22 protein-coding genes and 1 other RNA gene are annotated in these 22,470 nt (G+C 61.8%); 7 read left to right on the top strand and 16 right to left on the bottom strand.

Features of this window, described 5'->3' with window-relative positions; all coding sequences use genetic code 11:
- Positions 1–227 precede the first annotated feature (227 nt).
- The 7 genes from ABEA58_RS08930 to ABEA58_RS08900 form a co-directional block, all read right to left on the bottom strand.
- On the bottom strand, positions 228–1,763 hold the full coding sequence (locus tag ABEA58_RS08930; protein WP_345550739.1) for a cryptochrome/photolyase family protein: 1,536 nt from the start codon (positions 1,761–1,763) through the stop codon (positions 228–230).
- Positions 1,764–1,779: 16 nt separating this feature from the next.
- Positions 1,780–3,105, bottom strand: coding sequence for a DASH family cryptochrome (locus ABEA58_RS08925; RefSeq protein WP_345550737.1), 1,326 nt, complete (start codon positions 3,103–3,105; stop codon positions 1,780–1,782).
- A complete protein-coding gene (locus ABEA58_RS08920; RefSeq protein WP_345550735.1) occupies positions 3,102–3,362 on the bottom strand; it encodes a DUF2256 domain-containing protein in 261 nt (86 codons plus the stop codon). The genes ABEA58_RS08925 and ABEA58_RS08920 overlap by 4 nt, the downstream gene beginning before the upstream one ends.
- A gap of 94 nt (positions 3,363–3,456) precedes the next feature.
- Positions 3,457–4,653 (bottom strand): CaiB/BaiF CoA transferase family protein, encoded by a 1,197-nt coding sequence (locus ABEA58_RS08915; RefSeq protein WP_345550733.1) that lies wholly within the window; start codon positions 4,651–4,653, stop codon positions 3,457–3,459.
- A 31-nt stretch (positions 4,654–4,684) separates the two neighbouring features.
- Positions 4,685–5,833: an acyl-CoA dehydrogenase family protein gene (locus ABEA58_RS08910; RefSeq protein ID WP_345550731.1), complete on the bottom strand. Its 1,149-nt coding sequence runs from the start codon at positions 5,831–5,833 to the stop codon at positions 4,685–4,687.
- 44 nt (positions 5,834–5,877) lie between these two features.
- Positions 5,878–8,031: a 3-hydroxyacyl-CoA dehydrogenase NAD-binding domain-containing protein gene (locus tag ABEA58_RS08905; protein ID WP_345550730.1), complete on the bottom strand. Its 2,154-nt coding sequence runs from the start codon at positions 8,029–8,031 to the stop codon at positions 5,878–5,880.
- A gap of 15 nt (positions 8,032–8,046) precedes the next feature.
- Positions 8,047–9,255 (bottom strand): acetyl-CoA C-acetyltransferase, encoded by a 1,209-nt coding sequence (locus ABEA58_RS08900; protein WP_345550728.1) that lies wholly within the window; start codon positions 9,253–9,255, stop codon positions 8,047–8,049.
- A gap of 273 nt (positions 9,256–9,528) precedes the next feature.
- Between ABEA58_RS08900 and ABEA58_RS08895 the strand changes: the two genes are divergently transcribed.
- Positions 9,529–10,740, top strand: a complete 1,212-nt coding sequence (locus tag ABEA58_RS08895) for an OmpA family protein (protein ID WP_345550726.1) — start codon at positions 9,529–9,531, stop codon at positions 10,738–10,740.
- A 219-nt stretch (positions 10,741–10,959) separates the two neighbouring features.
- Here ABEA58_RS08895 and ABEA58_RS08890 read toward each other — a convergent pair whose 3' ends face one another.
- Entirely contained in the window at positions 10,960–11,967 is a 1,008-nt protein-coding gene (locus ABEA58_RS08890; RefSeq protein ID WP_345550724.1) for an AraC family transcriptional regulator, read from the bottom strand.
- Between the two features lie 274 nt (positions 11,968–12,241).
- Between ABEA58_RS08890 and ABEA58_RS08885 the strand changes: the two genes are divergently transcribed.
- Positions 12,242–12,556: a helix-turn-helix domain-containing protein gene (locus ABEA58_RS08885; protein WP_345550722.1), complete on the top strand. Its 315-nt coding sequence runs from the start codon at positions 12,242–12,244 to the stop codon at positions 12,554–12,556.
- A 144-nt stretch (positions 12,557–12,700) separates the two neighbouring features.
- Here the strand turns inward: ABEA58_RS08885 and ABEA58_RS08880 are convergent, their stop codons facing one another.
- From ABEA58_RS08880 to ABEA58_RS08865, 4 genes are all read right to left on the bottom strand, one after another.
- The gene (locus ABEA58_RS08880; protein ID WP_345550721.1) at positions 12,701–13,075 is read right to left on the bottom strand and encodes a DUF4168 domain-containing protein; all 375 of its coding nucleotides are present in this window, start codon (positions 13,073–13,075) and stop codon (positions 12,701–12,703) included.
- A 216-nt stretch (positions 13,076–13,291) separates the two neighbouring features.
- Positions 13,292–13,924: a transglycosylase SLT domain-containing protein gene (locus tag ABEA58_RS08875; protein WP_345550719.1), complete on the bottom strand. Its 633-nt coding sequence runs from the start codon at positions 13,922–13,924 to the stop codon at positions 13,292–13,294.
- 85 nt (positions 13,925–14,009) lie between these two features.
- Positions 14,010–14,684 (bottom strand): ribose-5-phosphate isomerase RpiA, encoded by a 675-nt coding sequence (gene rpiA, locus ABEA58_RS08870; protein ID WP_345550718.1) that lies wholly within the window; start codon positions 14,682–14,684, stop codon positions 14,010–14,012.
- Entirely contained in the window at positions 14,671–14,868 is a 198-nt protein-coding gene (locus ABEA58_RS08865) for a hypothetical protein (protein WP_345550717.1), read from the bottom strand. Before ABEA58_RS08865 ends, rpiA begins: the two co-directional genes overlap by 14 nt.
- On the opposite strand from ABEA58_RS08865, the gene ilvA reads away from it, so the two are divergent.
- The gene (ilvA, locus tag ABEA58_RS08860; RefSeq protein ID WP_345550715.1) at positions 14,867–16,384 is read left to right on the top strand and encodes a threonine ammonia-lyase, biosynthetic; all 1,518 of its coding nucleotides are present in this window, start codon (positions 14,867–14,869) and stop codon (positions 16,382–16,384) included. The genes ABEA58_RS08865 and ilvA overlap by 2 nt on opposite strands.
- A gap of 327 nt (positions 16,385–16,711) precedes the next feature.
- Positions 16,712–16,852: a hypothetical protein gene (locus ABEA58_RS08855; protein ID WP_345550713.1), complete on the top strand. Its 141-nt coding sequence runs from the start codon at positions 16,712–16,714 to the stop codon at positions 16,850–16,852.
- Between the two features lie 110 nt (positions 16,853–16,962).
- On the opposite strand, the gene ABEA58_RS08850 is transcribed toward ABEA58_RS08855, so the two are convergent.
- The 4 genes from ABEA58_RS08850 to ABEA58_RS08835 form a co-directional block, all read right to left on the bottom strand.
- Positions 16,963–17,592, bottom strand: a complete 630-nt coding sequence (locus ABEA58_RS08850) for a 5-formyltetrahydrofolate cyclo-ligase (RefSeq protein ID WP_345550711.1) — start codon at positions 17,590–17,592, stop codon at positions 16,963–16,965.
- 386 nt (positions 17,593–17,978) lie between these two features.
- Positions 17,979–18,158: non-coding RNA, 6S RNA (ssrS, locus tag ABEA58_RS08845), on the bottom strand.
- Between the two features lie 89 nt (positions 18,159–18,247).
- On the bottom strand, positions 18,248–18,568 hold the full coding sequence (locus tag ABEA58_RS08840; RefSeq protein WP_345550709.1) for a cell division protein ZapA: 321 nt from the start codon (positions 18,566–18,568) through the stop codon (positions 18,248–18,250).
- The gene (locus tag ABEA58_RS08835; RefSeq protein ID WP_345550708.1) at positions 18,568–18,771 is read right to left on the bottom strand and encodes a TIGR02449 family protein; all 204 of its coding nucleotides are present in this window, start codon (positions 18,769–18,771) and stop codon (positions 18,568–18,570) included. The genes ABEA58_RS08840 and ABEA58_RS08835 overlap by 1 nt, the downstream gene beginning before the upstream one ends.
- 419 nt (positions 18,772–19,190) lie before the next feature.
- On the opposite strand from ABEA58_RS08835, the gene ABEA58_RS08830 reads away from it, so the two are divergent.
- Genes ABEA58_RS08830 through ABEA58_RS08820 form a run of 3 tightly spaced genes read left to right on the top strand, consistent with a single transcriptional unit; the run spans position 19,191 to position 22,395 of the window.
- Complete coding sequence (locus ABEA58_RS08830) at positions 19,191–19,748, top strand: UPF0149 family protein (protein ID WP_345550706.1); 558 nt, start codon at positions 19,191–19,193, stop codon at positions 19,746–19,748.
- Complete coding sequence (pepP, locus tag ABEA58_RS08825; protein WP_345550705.1) at positions 19,748–21,076, top strand: Xaa-Pro aminopeptidase; 1,329 nt, start codon at positions 19,748–19,750, stop codon at positions 21,074–21,076. Before ABEA58_RS08830 ends, pepP begins: the two co-directional genes overlap by 1 nt.
- A complete protein-coding gene (locus ABEA58_RS08820) occupies positions 21,070–22,395 on the top strand; it encodes an FAD-dependent oxidoreductase (RefSeq protein WP_345550703.1) in 1,326 nt (441 codons plus the stop codon). Before pepP ends, ABEA58_RS08820 begins: the two co-directional genes overlap by 7 nt.
- Positions 22,396–22,470 lie beyond the last annotated feature (75 nt).

The following is a 22,470-nucleotide window of genomic DNA, read 5'->3' as shown; positions in this document are numbered from 1 at the left end:
TAGTCTGCGATTATAACTGACCGGCCCCGTGTATCGTAATGGTCCCGTTCGCTGCTTTTGACTCGCTCACCGCATTGGTTAAGAGAATAGTTTGAGTGTGTGTTGTGGGGTGTGGAGGGTGGAAGGTGGAAGGTGGAAGGTGGAAGGTGGAAGGTGGAAGGTGGAAGGTGGGGCGAGAGGACGAGAGAGCGCAAGCCCGTCAAATGCAAACACCGCGGTGTTGCTGCTCAATAGCGGTCGGGGTTGTGGATGATCTTGCGGGCTCGCCTGCGCAGTGCCTCCAGCTCCTCGCGGTTCATTTTGTCCAGTGTGGCCAGCATCATCGCCATGCGCGGGTTGCCCTCGAAGTGCTGGCGCTTTTCGGCCAGAAAGTGCCAGTACAGACTGTTGAACGGGCAGGCGTCGTCACTGGTTTTCTCTTTGACCTGGTATCGGCAGCCTTCACAGTAGTTGCTCATGCGATGAATGTAATTGCCGCTGCTGATATAGGGTTTGGTCGCCACCAGGCCGCCGTCGGCGAATTGGCTCATGCCGCGGGTATTGGTGATTTCCACCCACTCGATGGCATCGATATAGATGCCCAGATACCAGGCATCCACCTGGTCCGGGTGAACCCCCAGCAGCAGGGCGAAATTGCCGGTGATCATCAGGCGCTGGATATGGTGGGCGTAGGCGTGCTCAAGGCTGTTGCGGATGGCGTGGTGCAGGCAATTCATCTGTGTATCGGCGCTCCAGTAGAAATCCGGCAGGGGGCGCTGGTTGTCAAGGCGGTTGCAGCGGGCGTAGCCCGGCATCGTTTTCCAGTAGATACCGCGCATATATTCCCTCCAGCCCAGTACCTGCCGCACGAAGCCCTCCACCTCGTTGAGTGAAACAGCGCTTTGGTGCTGTTGCCAGTGGTCGATGACCGCCTGAATGACTTCCAGGGGGTGTAACAGCTTGCTGTTCAGTGCGAAGCTGAGGCGGCTGTGGAACAGGTAGGATTCATGCGGGTCCATGGCATCCTGATAGTCGCCGAAGTGGAGCAAAAGGTGCTGGCAGAAGTGGCGCAGCACCTTGAGACTGTCCGCCCGGGTGGTGGGCCAGCTAAAATGCTCTGGGTCGATACTGCCCAGGGCCTGCACGCCGGCCGCCTCGATGCGCCTAACGGTGTTGCGCACATCCTTGCGGAAGCGCTTCTCGCGCGGGATCTCCGGCTGGCCTGTCCACTTCCTGCGGTTGCTCTGGTCGTAGTTCCACTGCCCTCCCAATGGTTTGCCGTTTTCCGCCATCAGCACGTGGTGCTTCCTGCGCATATGCCGGTAGAAACTTTCCATCAGGAGGGATTGTTTGCCGGCAAAAAACTCGGCCAGTTCGTCGCGCCGGGTGATGAAGTGCTCGGTGTCGAAGGCTTCGCTGTCGATGCTGAGATCTTCGGCAAGCTGCCTGAGTTGCCGGTCCAGGCGGTATTCATCCGGCAACTGGTATTCAAACTTCTCGATCCCGTGGGCTTGCACCAGCGCGGCGATATTGCTGCCCAGCTTGTGGGTATTGTGCTTGTCGTCGAGCTTGTAGTGCACTACTTGCTTGCCGCGATCCCGCAGCCAGCTGGCGAAGGCCTCCATGGCCTCGAAGAAAGCCACCACTTTCTGGATATGGTGCCTGGTGTAATCGGTTTCCTGGCGCATTTCGGCGATGAAATACAGGGTGTCTGCATCGTCGTTACTGTACCAGCTGTGTTTGTGATTGAGCTGGTCGCCCAGGATCAGTCGCAGGGTTTTCAATCAGATTTCCCATTCACTAGCGGTTGGGCTCTTTCAGCCACAGATTGCGATAAGCGCCATCGGGATCGTAGCGCTGCGCCTGACTGTCGATATTGAAATGGCGTTTGCGCGGATCGCTGCCGATCCCACTGATGTACATCCAGTTGCCGTAGTTGCTGTGTACATCGCAGTCCAGCAGCAGGCTCTCGAAGTAGGCGGCACCGATGCGCCAGTCCTGCTTCTGTTCGCGGGCAAAATAGCTGGCGACATTCTGGCGGCCGCGATTGCTCATCCAGCCGCTGGCGGCGATTTCACGCATATTGGCGTTGATGAAATCGCTGGGTGTTTCGCCATTGATCCAGCGCTCTAGCTCACCCGGGGCGCGGTGCCACTCATAGTCTTTTTGCAGAATCCCCCCGAGTTGAAAAATACGCTCGCCATGCTTCAGCGAGATGTATTTGAAAAAGTCGCGCCACAGTAGTTCAAACACCAGCCAGTAGGTGTCCTCATTGGCCGTCACCTGCTGTTCGAACGCCTTGACCTGCCAGTACACCTGTCGCGGGGACAGGCTGCCGTTGGCGAGCCAGGGAGAGAGTTTGGCGCTGTAGTCGGTGCCCACCAGCCCGTTGCGGGTGTGCTTGTAGCGCTTGAGGTTCTCCGTCTGCCAGAAGTAGTGATCAATACGCTGGCGGGCTTCCAGTTCTCCACCCTTGAAGGGGAAGGCGCTGCGGCGGTCTGTGCTGAAACTGTTAAGCCCGAGATCTTCCAGGCTGGGGATACGGTCCTGCAGCGGTGCCCCGCGGGCGGCGTCGAGGTTTTGCAGCGCGCGTGGCGGCGGGGTGGGAAGAGGCTTGCGAACCGGCAGTGTTCTCTCTGGCTGCTTCTCCACCAGTTGGCGAAACCGGGTAAAAATCGGGGGCGGATTGTCGGGTGCGGCAAGGCGCAGGTCATCCGGGTGCAGGAGAAACTGATCCGGGGATTGCTGGAACTGTACCCTATCCATGCCATCGGCCCGGCGCACAGATTCCAGCACCTGCATTTCATCGCGGGTCCACTCCCGCTGCAGAAAAATGTTTCGCACACGCAGCTGCTGCGCGATTCGCGGCAGTAGGGTTTCCGGTTTTGCCCGGTAGATAAGCAGTGGGATATTCAGTTTCGCCAGCTGCTGACGCAGGCTGGTCACCGTTTCAATTAGAAAACGTGCGCGAAATTTTTCTGTGCGCTTAAAACCGAAGCGGTCTTTCTCAAAGTGGCGGGGGTCGAAGCAGTAGAGGGCGATCACGGGCGATTGGCCACGGCAGGCCTGCACCAGGGGATGGTTGTCGGCAGTGCGCAGGTTATTGCGGTACCAGACCAGATTCATGCTTTGCCATTGTCAGGTATCCGTGCCGGTGCAGCCCCGGTTTCGGTTCTGGGTTTGGTTTCGGTTGTGGCTTTGGTTGTTGCCTTGGTTGTAGTTTTGGATGTAGCTTGGTTTGTGGCTACGCCACGCTGCCTGCGGCAGCGTTCGCTGCAGTAGGTGACCGTATTCCAGTTGAGCGCCCATTTTTTGCGCCAGAGGAAGGGCCGTCCGCAGGCGGGACAGATTTTTTCCGGCAGCTGCGCTTTGCGGTGAGCCATGGCGTAGTGGCTGTCCCTGTATCAGCGCTGTATCAGCCCAGTATCGGCGCTGGGGTTTATGCTGGGGTTTATAAAGGGGCAAACCCGCCGGCGATCAGGCAATCACTTCATCGCCCAATAGTGAATCGATTTCACTGTCTTCCAGCCCCAGTTCCAGCAGTACTTCGCGGGAATGCTGGCCCAGTGTCGCTCCGGGTGCATGGCGAGCGGGCTTTTGCCCGTCGAAGCAGAAAGGCGTATTGACCTGTGCAACGGATTCGCCATTGCCCAGTGCGACCTGGCACACCATAGCCCGCTCCCGGGTGAGGGCGCTGTCGGCCGCCTCCTGAAAGTCCAGTACCGGCTCCACACAGGCATCCACTTCGGCGAATATCCGCACCCACTGTTGCAGAGTGCGACTGGCAATAACCGCGGCGATATCCGCTTTGAGGATGCCCGCCGGTTCATCGGCCATCAGACGCTCGGCCCACTGTGGTTTGCCGATGCCCTCGAAAAACCGCAGGGCAAACTGGGGTTCCAGGCTACCCACAGACAGGTAACGGCCATCGGCAGTCTGATAGTAATCATAGTAGCTGCCGCCGTTCAGCAGTTCCTGCCCCAGCGCGGGCGGGGTGCCGCCGGCCAGGGTATTGGCGCCGCTGATGGCGTTCAGGGCGAAGGCGCAGTCGGTCATGCTGATATCGATATGGCTGCCGCGCCCGCTTGCCTGGCGCTGGTAAACGGCGGCGAGGATGGCCATGACGGCGTGGTGGGAGCCGCCGGCGATATCCGCCACCTGAGTGCCGGAGAGACTTGGGCCGCTGTCTGCGCGGCCGGAATAGCTGGCGAGCCCGGACAGGGCCAGATAATTGATGTCATGCCCGGCGCGCTGCTTCAGCGGGCCGCTTTGACCGTAACCGGTAATGGAGCAGTAGATCAGGTCTTCACGGGTTTTTTGCAGGGTCGTGTAACCCAGCCCGAGTTTGTCCATGACGCCGGGGCGGAACTGCTCGACGATAACGTCGTACTCCGCCAGCAGCCGCCGCACGATATCCCCGGCGCGGGGGTCTTTCAGATTCAGCGCCAGGGAACGTTTGTTGCGATTGATGGTGGCGTGGGCGGCGGATACCTGCTCGCCGCCGGCGCCGACATAGGGCGGCAGGGCGCGGAGCATATCCGGGCGCTGCGGGGATTCGATGCGCAGCACATCGGCCCCCATGTCCGCCATCAGCATGGTGGCGTAGGGGCCGGGCAGCAGGGTGGAAAAGTCGAGAATCCTGAGGCCCGCGAGCGGGCCTGAATGTGGAGGCATGGTGTGGCTCCGTTACGATTAGGGGACGGCCTCAGCCGTCCTTGAGCAGTTCCCGCGCGACGATCAGCTTCATGATTTCGTTGGTGCCGGCATAGATGCGCTGTACGCGGGCATCGGCCCAGGCGCGGGCGATGGGGTATTCCCACATATAGCCGTAGCCACCGTGCAGCTGCACACACTCGTCCAGCAGTTTGCACTGGAAGTCGGTGGTCAGCAGTTTCGCCTTGGCGGCGGTGTCGATATCCAGTTTCTTTTCGTAGTGCAGCTCCAGGCAGCGATCCACGAACACGCGCATGGCGGTCAGCTCACTGGCCAGTTCCGCCAGTTTGAACTGGGTGTTCTGGAAGCGCGCAACGGGGCGGCCGAAGGCATTGCGCTCCTTGACGTAATCCACGGTCCAGCCGAGGGCCGCTTCGGCGTTGGCGATGGCGCTGACGGCGACACCGAGACGCTCCTGCGGCAGCTCCTGCATCAGGTAGATAAAGCCGTGGCCCTCGGCACCGAGCAGGTTTTCCACCGGCACGCGCACATCGTCGAAGAACAGTTCGGAGGTATCCTGGGCTTTCATGCCCACTTTTTCCAGGTTGGTGCCTTTTTTGAACCCGGGGCTGTCCGCTTCCACCAGCAGCAGGCTGACACCGGCGGCGCCGGCGCTGGGGTCGGTCTTGGCCACGACGATGACCAGGTCGGCGTGCTGCCCGTTGGTGATGAAGGTTTTCGAACCGTTCAGCACATAGTGATCCCCGTCTCGAAGGGCGGTGGTACGCACATTCTGCAGGTCGGAACCGGTGCCCGGTTCGGTCATGGCGATGGCGGTGACCACCTCACCGGTGACGCAGCGGCTCAGGTATTTTTCCTTTTGCTGGTCGGTGCCGTAATTGACGATATAGGGCACGGCGATGTCCGAGTGCAGCCCCCAGCCGATACCGGTAAAGCTGGCGCGGCCGATCTCCTCATCGACGATGGCGTTGTAGCCGTAATCCAGGCCGAGGCCACCAAAGGCTTCCGGCACCTGCGGACACAGGAAACCCATTTCGCCGGCCTTGTTCCACAAGGCGCGATCCACCTGCCCCTCTTTTTCCCAGCGCGCGTGGTGGGGCGCAACTTCGTTTTCCAGAAACTTGCGCACGGTATCGCGGAATTGCTCGTGGTCTTCGTTAAATACGGTCCTTGGGATCATCGCTATTCTCCATATTGCGGGGCACGGCCCCTCGGGGTTCGAATTTATTCGTCGGTGAGTTGCTGGGCGGATTCCTCCAGCTGGCGCAGCAGTGCCGGCGGCTCGAAGCGGTCGCCGTAAAGGGCTGCCAGCTCGCGCGCACGCGCGGCGAACTCCACCGGCCCATACTGGTTGACGTACTGCAGCGCGCCGCCGCTCCAGGGCGGGAAGCCGATGCCGAAAATCGAGCCGATATTGGCTTCGCGCACGCTGCGCAGCACGTTTTCCTCATAGCAGCGGAGTGTTTCCACCGCCATGGCAAACAGCAGTCGCTCGCGCACGTCGGCAAATGGCGGTTGCTCGCCTTGCGGGAATTCTTTTGCGAGGCCCGGCCACAGGTGCTTGGAGGCGCTCTCCGGATAGCTGTAAAAGCCACCGCCGGAAGCCTTGCCGGCGCGGCCCAGTTCCAGCATATGGTCGATCACCTTGTCGGCCGGGTGGGAGGGCACGCTTTTGCCTTCCTCCTGCAAGTCGGCAATGGTCTGCTGGCGGATTTTGCTCATCAATGTCATGGAGACTTCGTCGCTGACCGCCAGCGGCCCCACAGGGAAGCCGGCCTGGGCGGCGGCGCTTTCGATGGTGGCCGGGTTTACGCCCTCGCCAAGCATGGCGATGCCCTCGTTGGTAAAGCAGCCGAATACCCGCGAAGTAAAGAAGCCGCGGCTATCGTTGACGATGATGGGTGTCTTGCCGATCTGCAGCACGAATGCGTAGGCGCGGCCGAGGGTTTCCTCACTGGTCTCTTGGCCGCAGATAATTTCCACCAGCGGCATTTTTTCCGCCGGCGAGAAAAAGTGCAGGCCGATAAAATTAGCCGGTCTGCCGGAGGCCTCCGCCAGTCCGGTGATGGGCAGGGTGGAAGTATTGGAAGCGAAAATCGCGCTCTCGGCCAATACCGCTTCGGTTTCCCGGGTAACGCTGGCCTTGAGCTTGCGATCTTCAAAAACCGCCTCGATCACCAGTTCGCAACCGTCGAGGTCGCCGACCTGATCGGTGGGGTGAATGCGATTGAGAATGGCCTCCATGCGGGACTGGTCCATGCGGCCGCGCTCAAGGCGTTTTTGCAGGGATTTTTGCGCGTAGGATTTGCCTTTCTCCGCGCCCTCCAAGGAGACATCCTTGAGTACCACTTCCACCCCTTTGCTGGCGCAGGCGTAGGCGATGCCGGCACCCATCATGCCGGCGCCGAGAACGCCGATTTTTTTCACCGGCGCGGTGTTCATTTGCCGCACGGATTCCGGCAGCGAGTCACCGGCCTTGATGGCGTTGAGGCCAAACCAGAAGGTGCCGATCATGTTTTTCGCCACCTGGCCGCAGGCCAGCTCGACAAAATAGCGGGATTCGATGCGGGTGGCGGTGTCAAAATCCACCTGCGCGCCTTCCACGGCCACGCTCAGAATCGCCTCCGGCGCGGGGTAGCAGCCTTTGGTTTTCTGGATCAGCATCGCGGGCGCTGCCGCCAGCAGCTGGGCGTTTTTGGGGTTGCGCGGGTCGCCGCCGGGCATGCGGTAGCCGGGCTGGTCCCAGGGTTGCAGCAGCGGGGTGTCGCTGTTGGCGAGGACGAAATCGCGGGCGTGGTCGAGCAGTTCCTGCGGGTCTGCGGCCAGCTGCTGAATCAGGCCGGCGGCCAGAGCCTGCTGCGGGCTCACCTGTTTGCCCTCGAGCAGGTACGGCAGAGAGTTTTGCAGGCCCAGCAGGCGCGGCATGCGCACGCAGCCGCCGCCGCCGGGCAGTAGACCCAGGGTGACTTCCGGCAGGCCGATTTTTAATCTGCGGTCATCGAGGGCGATGCGGTGGTGGCAGGCGAGCGCCAGTTCCCAGCCGCCGCCGAGGGCAGCCCCATTGATGGCGGCCACCACCGGCTTGCCCTGTGTTTCCAGCCAGCGCAGGTCCGCCTTAAGCGCCTGACACTCGCTGAAAAACGCCTCGGCGTCTTCGCGTCTGGCGGCATACAGGCGGTTGAGGTCGCCACCGGCAAAAAAGGTGGATTTGGCCGAGCGCAGAATGATGCCGCGGAAGTCTTCGCCCTGCAGTTGCCGCACCGCCTGGCGCAGGGATTCGGTGAAATCCGCATCCATGATATTGGCGGAGGCGTTCGGGTTGTCGAGGACCAGGTGGACGATATTGTCGCTGTCTTTTTCGATGCGAATGGCTTTCATGCTGTGTTCCCCCGCCTATATCCGTTCAATGATCGTGGCCACGCCCATACCGCCGCCGACACACAGGGTTGCCAGCCCGTAGCGGCCCTGGCGCTGTTCCAGCTCGTCTACTAAAGTGCCGAGCAGCATGGCACCGGTGGCGCCGAGGGGGTGTCCCATGGCGATGGCGCCGCCGTTGACGTTGATCCGCTCCGGGTCCACGTCCAGCTCGCGCTGGAAGCGCATCACCACCGCGGAAAAGGCCTCGTTGACTTCATACAGGTCGATGTCTTCGGCTTTCAGCCCGGCCAGTTGCAGCGCCTTGAGACTGGCGGGCGCCGGCCCGGTGAGCATGATGGTGGGGTCGGTGCCGACAACCGCGGCGGAGACCACGCGGGCGCGGGGCTTAAGACCGAGGGTGTGACCGGCGGCCTCACTGCCGATCAGCAGGGCGGCTGCGCCATCGACGATGCCGGAGGAGTTGCCGGCGGTGTGCACATGTTCGATGCGCTCCACCTGCGGGTAGCGCTGACGGGCGACCGCATCAAAGCCGAATTCACCGATACCGGCGAAGGCGGGGTTGAGCTTGCCGAGGCCCTGCATGGATGCATCCGGGCGCACCAGCTCGTCGCGGTCGAGAATCAGCAAGCCATTCTGGTCGCGCACGGGGATGATCGAGCGCTCGAAGGCGTTGCGGGACCAGGCGGCACTGGCTTTTTGCTGCGAGGCGAGGGCAAAGGCGTCCACGTCCTCGCGGCTGAAACCCTCAAGGGTGGCGATCAGGTCGGCGCCGATGCCCTGCGGGGTGAAACCGGTATCCAGCGCCGTGCGCGGGTCCGCCGCCCAGGCGCCGCCATCGCTGCCCATGGGCACGCGCGACATGGATTCCACGCCGCCGGCCACGATCAGTTCTTCCCAGCCGGAGCGCACTTTGGCGGCAGCCAGGTTGACCGCTTCGGCGCCGGAAGCGCAGAAACGGTTCAGGGTCACACCACCGTTGTTCCAGTCCCAGCCGGCGGCCAAGGTCGCGGTCTTGGCGATATCCGCACCCTGATCGCCGACCGGGGTGACACATCCCATCACCACGTCGTCGACAGCGGCGGTGTCAAACTGGTTTCTGTTGTGTAATTCGCGCAGCAGATTGGAGAGCAGAGTCACCGGCTTCACTTCATTGAGTGCACCACCGGGCTTGCCTTTGCCGCGGGGCGTGCGAATCGCATCGTAAATAAACGCCTCTCGGGTCATGGTTGCAGCCTCTTTATTCTGTCTGTGCGCCTAACATAGCCGCGCGCGCGATCGTCGCAATGATCAAAGGCGACAGCACCGGTGACCGCTCAGCTTCGCGGTCTTTTCTGGCGTGCTAATCTTCTTGAAGGCAAAAGGGGTTTTCCTGCGCTTCTTTCCTGCACTTTGTGCAACAGATTGCAGGCTGGTTATTCAGATAAGGACTAAGGGGGCTGAGACCCTGCCTTACACTGATGGGATGCGTTAAGAGGTTTTCAGCGACGAGGTTGCATAATGGCTGACAATTTTCTGGAAATGACCCTGAACCAGTTGGGTTCGCAAGGGCTGAGCGCACTGGGAAGTGCCGTGGGTTTACCGGAGGATAAACAGCAGGAAGCCTTCAGGATCGGTGGCGCGACCCTGCTCGCCGGGGTGCTGAACAAGGGCACCAGCAAGTCGGGTATGGCCTCTGTTTTCATTCACGCCACCGACAATGAGCACCTGGATTTCTCCTCGGTCGCCGATGTGGTCGAGGACCCGGCCATGGTGGGCGAGCTGCAGAGGATGGGTGGCGGAATTGTCGAGGGGGTTTTTGGTGGCAAGTCCAGCCACGCCATGAATCTGCTCGCCAGTGCGCTCAATGTGGATGACAAGACCGGCAGCCGCCTGCTGAAAATACTGGCGCCGCTGTTTATGTCCCAGCTCGGTAAAGTGGTGAAAAACCACAATATGGATGTCAGCGACCTCGCCTCTTACCTTTTTGCGCAGAAAGAGTTTATCAAGGACAAGCTCCCCGATGGCCTGCTCAAGGAGATCGGGGTAATCGATTTCAGCAGTCTCAGCGCCAGCCTTGAAACGCACGGCCACAGTCAGCCACTGGAGCCGAGACCCAAAGAAGTGCGGCAGGCCGAGAGGGTGCGAGCCGCCTTCGCCAAATGGTTCTGGCTCGTCATCATCGTTCTGATTGTGCTCTATGCGCTGAATATGTGCGCCAAGTTTGAGGTGATCGATGAGGATGTGGTCGAGGAGGAGGTGGTCCTCGGTGAACAGGCGATCCTTGAGGAGCAGCAGGCGATGACGGCCGGCGACGCAGAGGCCGTTGTCAGCGAAGGGTTCGCCGGCAGTTTCCGCGATTACCTGCAAAGCGATGCCCGCGACCCCGAGCGGGAATTTCCCCTCACCATCGAGTTTGCCCAGAGCAGTGCCATTCCCGGCAGCGAATCGGTGCCCGATGTCGACGAGCTGGTGGCTATCCTGCAGGAAAACGATGGCATGACCATCGCCATCGAGGGGCACACTTCCAGCGAGGGCGATGAGGTGCGCAATCAGGCGCTCTCCCAGCAGCGCGCGGAGGCGGTGCGGCAGATATTGATTGACCGGGGCATCGACGCCGCGCGTATTACTGCCACCGGCATGGGCTCAACGAAACCCATCGCCGACAACAGCAGCGAAGAGGGCAAGCAGCGCAATCGCAGAATCACGGTGCGGGTGGTGACCTTTGAATAGAAATCCGCAGAGCGCAGCCGCGCAAAGCTGGCCAGAGGCAGGTCCACCAGCGGCAACCTTGCGGATGGGGAGCCAGCAGCGGAAAGCCAATGGCCACCAGGCGAGGGCGCAGTAAATCACCCGGCAGCAATCGCCACCCAATACGCAAAACCCCCGCGATCGCGGGGGTTTTTATTGTGACCGTCAGTGCTGCTATCGAACTGCCGGGGCCGGCTGTAATCAGCCGCGGTATTTTTCCCGGTAGGCCCCGGGCGCGAGCCCGGTCCACTTTTTAAAGGCGCGGTTAAATGCGCTGGGTTCGGAAAAGCCCAGCCGCTCGGCAATTTCTGCCACCGCGGTTTCCTGTTTTTTCAGCTGGTAGACCGCCATATCGCGGCGCACGGAGTCCTTGATGTCCTGCCAGCTGTTGCCCTCTTCCTTCAAGCGGCGGCGCAGGGTTTGCGGTGAGGTGAACAGTCGCTCGGCGACATCGTCGAGGGAAAGGTTTTCGATACCGTGCTGCCCTTGCAGCATGCGGCGGATGCGGCCGGTGAAACTTTTGTCGGATTTGTACTGGGCCAGCAGGCACTCCGGTGCGCGGCCGAGGAATTCACTCAGCTGTTGCCCGTCGCGCACCAGCGGCATCTGCAGGTAGCGGGTGCTGAACACCAGGCAGGTCTCCGGCTGGTTGAAGTAGTGCCGGCACGGGAACATATCGCTGTAATCTTCGTTGTAATCCGGAGGCGGAAATGCCAGGTGCACGCGTTCCAGCAGGATGGTGCGGTCGATCAGCCAGCTGAAGAAACGCAGCCAGATAAGCGCCAGCGATTCGACGAAAACCTGATTGGGCAGGTTTTTGTGGTTGCCGTGATAAATAAGCAGCCGTGCTTCCTCGCCATCCTCGATCAGCTTGATGCGCAGGTCGTCGCTGACCATGGCGATAAAACGGCTGGCGCGCAGCAGGGCGCGACGCAGGTTCGGGCAGCTGACACAGGCGTGTCCCATCATGGCAAAGGTGCCGGGCAGCCAGGGCCTGGCGAGGAAACCACCGGACTCGTCGGAGAGCAGGTCCCACTCCAGGCGCAACAGGCGCGCAACCTGTTCGCGGCCGATGCGATTATCGGGCCTGTCGAGGGCCGCGGGGTCTATTCCGGCGCTTTGCAGCAGTCGGTCACAGTCCACGCCGGCGGCGTCGGCACCCGCCAGCTGGGCGCGGATGGCGGCGGCGAGTATGCCTGGTTCTCTCACTGGGACGGTTGTGTTCTCGGAGTCCACGACGTTGCCCTCTGATATGGTTTAGCGGCTCTTGAGCCGATAGTTGACGGATTATGCGCAAAGCGCGCCGGAAAGTCAGGTTTGCGTTCAGTGCAGTGGCAAGCACTGACGGGTGAGGCCACAGATAACAGAGAGAACAGGCTGAGGTGATGGGATGAGCAACGCCCAGCGCTGTGGTAAAAAAGATCCAGCGGTGAATTCCAATACCCAATACCGAGAGCCCCTAAAAGATTTCCGAGAGATTTCAATGAACCGAGAACTGACCGACCAGCTTAACCCGACAATCTGCCGGCGAATGCTGATCACCCACCTGATCGAGACACTGCCAAAACCCAATAATCCCGCGCTGGAAGAGGCAACCGGCTGGCCGCGGCGCACGGTGCAGGATGTGATCGCCAAGGGTCTGCCGGGGCACGGCACCCAGGTGGAATTCATTCAGGAGGGGGTGCGCAACAACGATGGTTACTATGCACTGCGCGACTGGGGCTCTTTTAACGGGGAGTGGGTGCGGGAGCACCTGACCGAGATCTGCCAGGTATTGGATGTCACACTGGAGTCGTGACGACCGCGTGGTAGCCATCGGCTGCTGTTGGCCGCAAAAAGCTGTCGGAAGAGGGCTGTGCAAATAAGGTGCTGCGAGAGCGGGGGGGTGGCGGGCCCACCCTGAGGTGCACCCGCCGGCCGCCGTGGCGGCGATAACGGAAAATCAGTCCTGCGCGGACTTCTGCTGCAGTATCTCGTTTATCCGCTCCACGAGGGCGGGGTCTGACTGCAGGCTGGTGGCGATCTGCTGATACTCCTCTCTGGATAATCCGGCACTCTGGATGGCGGATACCATTTTTCCCTGTGCTTCCTGGTTGATGGCCTCGGCTTCCTGAATATCTGCGGCGGCCTTCAGTTTGGGGGCGTACTCGCGGCTCAGGATGACGATGGAGCGGTAGGCGTTGGCAAACTGTTCCAGCTGGGCCTTGCTGTAGCTGGCGATCGCCTGCACTGCTGGCTGCGCGGAGCCCTGTGCCTGTGTCAGGGGAGTGACTAACAGCAGCGCCAGAAGCGCGGCAAGAACGGGGGCGGTTTTCATCGGTGTCTCTCCTGGAGCGGTTAAGCGGGGCCTGGAGCGGTTAAGCGGGGCCAGGTGCGGTTAGGGGTGGCGAAAGTGCCCGCTGTGGCGGGGTTGCAGGCGCCGGACTTTTCTCGGGCAAGCCGGGAAAAGTGGGGGCTAATTCTGTCAGGGTAGACAGTTTTTCCGCGCCCAATGGGTGATTGGGCGCCAGTTCCGCGTTTCAGTGACCGCTGCTCAGAAAATCCCGAGGAATTTTTTTCGCCGCCGCAGGCTGCTCTCACAGCCGTCCAGTTGCTGGCGGTATTTTTGCGATTGCGCGGAAACTTTCTGCGCAACCTGTTTCAGCCAGGTTTTGTTTTTGAAGGTGCGGCGGTTAAAGCCGCCGTGGCCCTCGTGGTAGGCCAGATAGAGATTGTAGGGGTCGTCGGGCCTGATGCGGCACTGCCGGGCGCTGGTGTTGTTGTACCAGCCGACAAAATCGATGGCATCCTCGAAATCGTCGCGGTCGGCGCCGTAATTGAAGGTGGCGCGTTTATAGCCCCGCCAGGTAGTGCCCAGGGCCTGGGAGTAGCCATAGGCATCGGACGGGCGCGGGCCGGGGAAAATCCACAGGATTCTGGTGCGCGGTGGTTTCGCGTCGTGCACAAAGCGGGATTCCTGGTGCAGGAAGGCCATGGTGGTGGCCACGGGCGATCCCCACTTCTCCTCCGCGTCCTTGGCGGCGGCATACCAGCCTTTCTTCTCCTGAAAGATACTGCAGACATTCTCCGGGTCGCTGGGTGGCTCGGTGGCGCACCCGGCCAGGGCGCTGGTCAGCAGTAGCAGGAGCAGCCGGGTCATCAGGGGGTGGTTATTATTTTGCTGCATATCTCAATATTATCGGGGGCTTCTTATATTCATATTCCGCCTGTTCATATCGCGCCGGATTCACTCGGGGCGCCTGCGCGGGGACTCAGGAGGCGGTGAACGTCTTGACGCCTGTGGCTGTGCCCAGCAACAGGATGTCCGCCGGGCGCTGGGCGAAGATACCATTGGTCACCACACCGGTGATGTTGTTGAGGGCTCTTTCAAGGGTCTTGGGTTCGCGGATGAGCAGATTATGCACATCGAGGATGATGTTGCCGTTGTCTGTGGTCACACCCTGGCGATAGACCGGATCGCCGCCCAGCTTGACGATCTCGCGGGCGACCAGTGAGCGGGCCATGGGGATGACCTCTACCGGCAGCGGGAAGCCGCCCAGTACCGGCACCCACTTGCTCTCGTCGGCGATGCAGACAAACTCGTCCGAACAGGCGGCGACGATCTTTTCCCGCGTCAATGCCGCGCCACCACCCTTGACGAGCTCAAGGGCCGCGTTGGCCTCGTCGGCGCCATCTACGTACACCTGAATGCCGTCCACGGCGTTGAGGTCGTATACCGGAATCCCGTGGGCCTTGAGGCGCTGTGCGGATGCCTCCGAGCTGGCCACCGTGCCATCAAAGCGCCCTTTGAGCTCCGCCAGCATATCGATAAAGAAGTTGGCGGTTGAGCCGGTGCCAACGCCGACGATGCCATCTGCCTCCAGCTTGGGGGCGATGTAGTCGATGGCGGCGCGGGCCGTGGCGCGCTTCAGTTCATCCTGGGTCATGGTGTTGGTGGTCCTGTGCAATATTTTCGTGAAAAATCTGCTTTCCCGGCGAGAAATTCTCGCCGGAATCCTGTTTCTGTGGCAATCCTGCTGGCAGGGGATTAGACTGGCCAACCTGGGCGCTGTCTCTGGCCGCGCCTGCTACGATGTTTACCCCACCGAGACGGCTGCTGAATTTCGCCATGCCCAAGTCCTATATCAAGCGCATTTTAGACGCGCGCATTTACGATGTCGCCACCGAGACCCCTCTGGAGCCGATGCGCCAGCTTTCCCATCGCTTCGGCAACCGCATTTTGCTGAAACGCGAGGATCTGCAGCCGGTCTTTTCCTTCAAGGTGCGGGGCGCCTATAACAAGCTTCTGCAGCTGCCGGCGGAGCAGCGCGCCAAGGGCGTGATCGCCGCCTCCGCCGGCAACCATGCCCAGGGGCTGGCGCTGGGCGCGGCACAGCTGGGCGTGCGCGCCACGATCGTCATGCCCACCACCACGCCGCAGATCAAGGTCAATGCCGTGCGCATGCGCGGCGCGGAGGTGGTACTGCACGGCGATACCTTTGACGAGGCGGCGGCGCGTGCCAAGCAGATGGTGGAAGAGCGCGGGCTGGTGTTCGTGCACCCCTATGACGATCCCGATGTGATCGCCGGCCAGGGCACAGTGGGCATGGAGCTGCTGCGCCAGCATCCGGGGCACCTGGATGCGGTGTTTATTCCCGTGGGCGGCGGCGGTCTTGCCGCCGGCATGGCCGCTTACATCAAATACGTGCGCCCTGAAGTGAAGGTTTTCGCGGTGGAGCCGGAGGAGGCCGCCTGTCTGAAAGTGGCGCTGGAGGCGGGCGAGCGGGTGCGGTTGCCGCAGGTGGGGCTTTTCGCCGACGGCGTGGCCGTGGCCCAGATTGGCGAGGAGACCTTCCGCGTGCTGCGCGAGACCATCGACGGCGTGATCACGGTCTCCACCGACGAGGTGTGCGCGGCCATCAAGGATATCTTTGAGGATACCCGCTCCATCGCCGAACCCGCCGGCGCCGTGGGGCTGGCGGGCCTCAAAAAATATATTCAGGAGCGCGGCGGCAGCAACCAGGCCCTCGCCACCATCTGCAGTGGTGCCAATACCAATTTCGATCGCCTGCGCTATATCAGTGAGCGCACCGAAATCGGCGAGAAACGCGAAGCGGTGCTGGCGGTGACCATCCCCGAGCGCCCCGGCAGCTACCTGCAGTTCTGTCGCGACCTCGGTGACCGGGCGATCACGGAATTCAACTACCGTTACGCCAACGGCGGCGAGGCGCATATCTTTGTGGGCCTGCAGGTGGCCGCGGATGCGGACCGACACCAGTTGCTGGAGCGGTTGAAAACGGGGGGATATGCGCTCACGGACCTCACCGACAACGAAATGGCCAAGCTGCATATCCGCCACCTGGTGGGCGGTCGCGCGCCGGGGCTGCGGCACGAGGTGATCTACCGCTTCGAGTTCCCGGAGCGCCCCGGGGCGCTGCGGAAGTTCCTCGAACAGCTGGCGGGGCGCTGGAATATCACCCTGTTCCACTACCGTAACCACGGCGCCGCCTACGGGCGGGTACTGGTGGGCATGGAGGTGCCGCCGGCGGAGCGCGAGGAACTGCGGCACCTGCTGAACCAGTTGCATTACCCGTTCTGGGATGAAACCGCCAACCCCGCCTACAGCTTTTTCCTGGCTGCTGACTGATTTAGCCGGTTGAATGACAAACTGACCAATGACCAGCAGGGCTGATTGCATGGCCGTCAGGCGGTGCAGCGGCTTGCCGGGAGCGAAAGGCGGGAAGTACAAAAAGGGCGGGCTGTCTGGGGGGTTGCTGCCCCGCTAGACTACGATCTGCTGTTTGTCGAATTATTGTGACTAAAAACGAGACAAATGTCTCAAAAATTGAGCGGTAATCGGTTACTATTTCAGCGTAAGTCGAGAACCCATCCCGCGTAATGCAGTCGCTTGTGGCGGCCCGGTGTGGGTAGAACGCTCAAATAATAAGAACACAACAGTTACAGGATGGTCCCCATGAAACCCGATGCACTGACAATCGCTGTGGTTGTCTTTGTTGCGGGCGTGTTGCTGAGCAGCACCGGTCTCAGCGAGGTTTTTTCCTCGGAAGAGGCTGAGCCGCCGGCGGCATTGCAGCAGGGCGTCGTTACGCGCTGAGCGCGGCGCCTTCACCGCAAAGCACTAGGCAATACGCCAACAAAAAAGCCGAACGCCATCGCGTTCGGCTTTTTTGTGTCAGGGGTTTGTGTCAGTGACTCGTGCGCCGCTCAGCGGCAATGATAGCTGTGCTGTTCAGTGACGACGCCATGCAAGGGGATATCCCAGCTGTCCGTGGGCAGGAACTCGACGCACTGGAGTTGGTGGGCGATGCCCAGCAGGCGCGGACCGGCCCCGGGCAGCAGGCGTTGTATCCAGAAGGTGCGATCGTAAAAACCGGCACCCATGCCGAGGCGCGCGCCGCTGGGGTCGAAAGCCACCAGCGGCATCAGTACCAGATCGAGCCGCGCCGGCGGGTGACTGACGCCGTGCACGGGTTCGGGAATCTGGAAGCGGTTGCGGTAGGTGAGTGCCTGCCCCCGCCAATGCACAAAACGCAGCTGTGGGTGCGGCGCATGTGGCAGGACCGGCAGATAAAAGCGTTTGTGGGGGTGGCGCTGGACCAGCCCGCGCACATCCACCTCACCATCCATGGGCCAGTAGAGGCCGATATGTTTGGCTCCGCACAATGCGGGATGGCGGCTCAGACGATTGACGATGGCCTGGCCGGTAACTCGCTGCTGGTTGGTGTCGAGTGCGCGCCGCGCCGCGCGCATGCGGCGGCGCAGCTGGAATTTGCTTTCTGGCTGCGCGGCGTCATCACCGGTGTGGCTTATGTTTGAGGGGGTTGCTTGTGACACGGGCGGCGGAGGGTCTGGGTGCGTGGTTATTTTCAGGCTGTCTTTGGGACTTCTTGAGGGCTCTTTTTAGGGGGCCGCTAGAGCGCACCGCCACTCAGTAACCTGCTTTTCTTGCTCTCTTGCTCTCTTGCTCTCGGGCTAGGGATGGACTATCCGTTCGTTCGTCTAGCCAGCCGCCTCTCGAGTCCGCTTCTCTCGCCCTACTGTGAGTCATGAACCCATCAAGCGGTGACGCCGGCCCGCCCATTGGTGAGGCCTAAACAGCGGGTCAGTCTAATCGCTGGCGAGCTATTTTTGAGAGGGCTTCGGCTTCTTTCAGGATGCAGGTTTCAGAAGGCAGCTTGCAAAAGCGGAAAACCAATAATAAAGAGAGCCGGTCTGAATTTGGACACCCCGAGCGTGCGGCTGATGACGTAGCCTTGAACCGTTAAGTTCAAGGTGGCGGCTCCCGGAATGCATAAGGCTTTCCGCTGCATGGCGGACTTGCACACCAACATCCGCTGGAAACCTCCAGGGTAAAAGTATCGGCTCAGGACATTGTCAACTGGCCAACACCTCAGGGCTTATACGCAGTATAACGCTCATGTTGGCAAAAGGCTAAGGTCGCGGATTGCTGACCGGGGGGGGATTTGTTGTTTGTCAAATGGGTGGGCAGTCAGTCGTTTTCGGTGTCAATGGAGGAGAGGGCGGACTGCACCTTGTCGTGGAGTCGGTCGAGCATTTCCTGTTCCAGGGGGATGCGGGTGAGTTCCGCTTTTGCCTGGATAAGCTCGTGGGCGATGTTGAGTGCGGCCATGACGGCGATCCGTTCTAGGCCGATCACGGAGCCGCTGGCGCGGATGCGGGTCATGCGCTCGTGCAGCAGGCGAGCGGAAGCCTCAAGCTCGGCGCGCTCATCGTCGGCACAGGCGACACGGTATTCCTTGTCGAGAATGGAAACCGTGACGGTTTCGGATTTTGTGGCTGACTCACCCATCAGGATTCTTGCGCTAGCCCCTTGAGGCGATTGATCATGGCTTCCACCCGGGTACGGGCGACTTCGTTATTTTTAATCAGGCGCTGGCGTTCGCGCTGCCAGTCCACTTCCTGCTGGCGCAGTGCGCGATTGTCCTCGGACAGCTGTTCGCAGCGGGCGATCAGGGAGTCCACAGTGGTTTCCAACGCTTGTAACTTGTCCATAAATCCTGCGTTTTACGATTGCGCCTCGAGATGTCCACATCCGGCCCCGCACCGGGTGCCGCCGGGTTGCCGAAATCGGGCAACCGCTTCTGCATGCAACACGACAGACAGTGAGGGATTCCGCTACTATATTGCCGGCTTATGGGAGGGTCAATTGCCCGCATGGTGCGGCCGCGAACAAATTGGCGTACTCACTGGCGGCGGGTGTCGTTTTCGGGGCTCGGGCGGGCTCTGATTGCGGCAGAAAAACGCAGCTTGCGCAAAGTCTGAGCAGAATTCGGGTTTGGCAAGTTGCCGACGACCACCGCAAGAGGCGAAAGAGCATTAAACCGCTTTCAGCGATTAGAGATTCGCACCGCAAGCCCTTCAGCAGGGCTTAAGAAATGTTTTAAGGGTTGAACAACAGTCGAGCCGTGACCATGACAAGTATTCTCAGTGATTTCGACAAGCTTGCTAACGGTATTCTCGCCTCCGGTGGGGATTCCAGTCCCAGCGAGCTGCACGGTTTCGCCTGCGGTGTGCTGGCGGCGGGCGCGCGTCCCGATACGCGGCGCTGGCAGGATGAACTCGGCCAGCTGCTGGATCTGGATGCGGTGCCTGCGGATTTGTCTGCGGAATTTAAGCGCGTGGCCGAGGGTGGTCTGGCGCAGCTTGAAGACCGCAATTTCGACTTCCAGTTGCTGCTGCCCGAAGACGGTGGCATCACCGAGCGCACCCTCGCCCTTGGCCAGTGGTGCCAGGGATTTCTGCACGGGTTCGGTGTCGGTGGCTATCAGGGCGAGTTGCCTTCCTCCAGCAAGGAGGCGCTGGAGGATATCAGCGCGATCAGTCAGGTGGATGCCGATACCGCCGATGAGGGTGAGGAGGCGGAAAATCAGCTGCTACAGGTGGCAGAATTCGCCCGTGTCGCGGTGATGAATATCTTCGCCGATACCGCGCCGCCGGCCAAAACCAGCGGCGGCAAAACGCTTCACTGATGAGTATCGGCAAGGCGGAATACGCGCGGCGGCGCGCGAAGTTGATCGCAAGCCTTCCGGAGGGAAGCCTCGCCATCGTACCCGCCGCCGGCGAGCAGCTGCGCTCCCGGGACACCTTCTTTCCGTTTCGCCAGGACAGCGACTTTCTCTACCTGACCGGATTCGGTGAACCGGAGGCGCTGCTGGTGCTCGCCCCCGGGCGAAGCGCCGGGGAGGAAATTCTTTTCTGTCGCGAACGCAACGCGGACAAGGAGCTCTGGGATGGGCCGCGGCTCGGTCCCGAGCGGGCCGCCGAGGAGTGCGGCCTCTGCGACGCTTTTCCCATCGACGATCTCGACGATATTCTGCCGGGCCTGCTGGAAGGGCGCGCGCGAATCTACTTCACCATGGGGCGTTTCCCGCAACTGGATCGCCGGCTGCAGGGCTACCTCAGAGCCATCGAGCAGGCCCCCGACGGCGGCGGCGCGCCGGAGATGGTGGATCTGGATCACCTGCTGCACGAGTTGCGCCTGTTCAAGAGCGCCGCGGAAATTCGCCTGATGGCGCGCGCCGCGGAAATCAGCGCACAGGCCCACCGGCGCGCCATGAGTCGTTGCCGGCCGGGGATTTTTGAATATCAGCTGGAGGCCGAAATTCTGCACGCCTTCGCCGACGCCGGCGCCCGCGAGCCCGCCTACCCGAGCATTGTCGGAGGCGGCGGCAACGCGCTGGTGATGCATTACTGCAGCAATCACATGGCGCTCAAAAACGGTGACCTGGTGCTGGTGGATGCCGGCTGTGAATATCGCGGCTACGCCGCCGACATCACCCGGACTTTTCCCGTCAATGGCCGCTTTCAGGGCGCCCAGCGCGCGCTTTACGAGGTGGTGCTGGCGGCACAACTGGCGGCCATCGAGCAGGTGCGCAGCGGCAACCACTGGGACCAGCCCCATATGGCCAGCGTCGAGGTGATTACCCGCGGACTGGTGGAGCTGGGATTGCTGCGGGGCGATCCGCTGGAATTGGTGCAGACCGGCGCCTATCGCCAATTTTATATGCACCGGGTCGGCCACTGGCTCGGCATGGACGTGCACGATGTGGGGGATTACCGGGTGCACGGACAGTGGCGGCAACTGGAGCCGGGTATGGTGATGACCATTGAGCCCGGCGTTTATATTCCGATGGATGCGGAAGTGCCGGAGCAGTTTCGCGGTATCGGCATCCGTATCGAGGACGATGTGGCCCTGCTGCGCGAGGGCACCCGGGTGCTGTCGGAAGCGGCACCGAAGACCATTGCCGATATCGAGCATGCCATGGGGCAAGGGGCGTTTCAGGAGGCGCTGTGGTGAATTCAGTTCGGGCCGCGAACGCGGGGCCAGGGCCGGGGGCTGGGGGTGGACCGGGTGCTGGTGCCGGGGATGGGCGTCATGATGAGCGCTCGGTAGACATCGCCATCATCGGTGGCGGCATGGCCGGTGCCAGCCTGGCGCTGTTGCTGGCGCATCACTGCCCGGAGCTCCAGGTGGTGCTGCTGGAGCGCAAGCCGCTGCCCGCCAGTGGCGGGCCGCTGGTGCTGCCCAGCTTCGACAGTCGCGCCACCGCGCTGGCTGCCGGCAGCCTGCAGATGTTTGCGCAGCTGGGGCTGTGGTCACAGCTCGAAGCCTATTGTGCGCCCATCCGCGAAATTCACGTCAGCGATCGCGGCTGCGGGCTGGGTGCGCGACTGGACGCGGCGCGGGAGTCCCGTGCGCAGTTTCGCGGAATGTTCGGTGCGGTGGTGGAGAACGCGGCCCTGGGGCCGGTACTCTACGATGCGCTCGCCGCGACCGGCGTTGAGGTCATTGCGCCGGCCGAAGTGCGTACCGCAACTTTTGACCAGAGCGGCGCGCGCCTGCGCTGGCGGCAGGGAGCTGATGCCGAGCGCAGCCTGCGGGCCTCCCTGCTGGTGGCCGCCGACGGCGTCGACTCGCCGCTGTGCAGGAAACTGGGTATAGAAATTGATCGGGTCGAGTATCGGCAGCGCGCCCTGGTGACCACGCTGGCGCTGCAGCGCGCCCACGGCGACATCGCCTATGAGCGCTTCACCGATGCCGGCCCCATGGCCCTGCTGCCCCTGCCAGACCGCGAGGGCCGGCACCGCGCGGCGCTGGTGTGGACCTGCGACGCGGCCGATGCCGACGCGCTGCTGCGGCTTGACAGCGCCGCCTTCACAGACCGTGTGCAGCGGGCCTTTGGCTGGCGGGCCGGCCGCCTGCAGCGCAGTGGCGATGTGGCCTCCTACCCGTTGAGCCTGAGCCTGGCCCGGGAGCAGTGGCGCCGAAACCTGGTGCTGGTGGGCAACTGCGCCCATTTCCTGCACCCCGTGGCGGGGCAGGGGTTCAACCTCACCTTGCGGGATTGCGAGGCGCTGGCACTGGCGCTGGCCGGGCGCCAAGAGCGGCGCTTGGCGCAGGATTCCACGGGTGCACTAGACTTGTTGGAAAGCTATGGCCGGGAGCGTCAGCGGGATCAGCAACTGACCATCGGCTTCAGTGACCGTATCCCGCCGCTGTTTGCCTCGGGCAACCCGCTGATTCGCGCCTCGCGGCAGATGGGGCTGCTGGGACTGGCCCTGGTGCCGCCCCTGCGGTCCAGTTTTCTCGGCCAGGCGGCCGGTTTTGGACTTTAATAATCCCCACCCCCGGCCCGCTGGACGGGGGTGCTTAACGAATCGTTCACCCATCGTTATAAGTCGCGGGCTAGT

This window comes from Microbulbifer aestuariivivens (assembly GCF_039545115.1).
GTDB lineage: Bacteria > Pseudomonadota > Gammaproteobacteria > Pseudomonadales > Cellvibrionaceae > Microbulbifer > Microbulbifer aestuariivivens.
The sequence above is the reverse complement of the archived record's forward strand: the minus strand, read 5'-3'. Positions and strand labels throughout refer to the sequence as shown.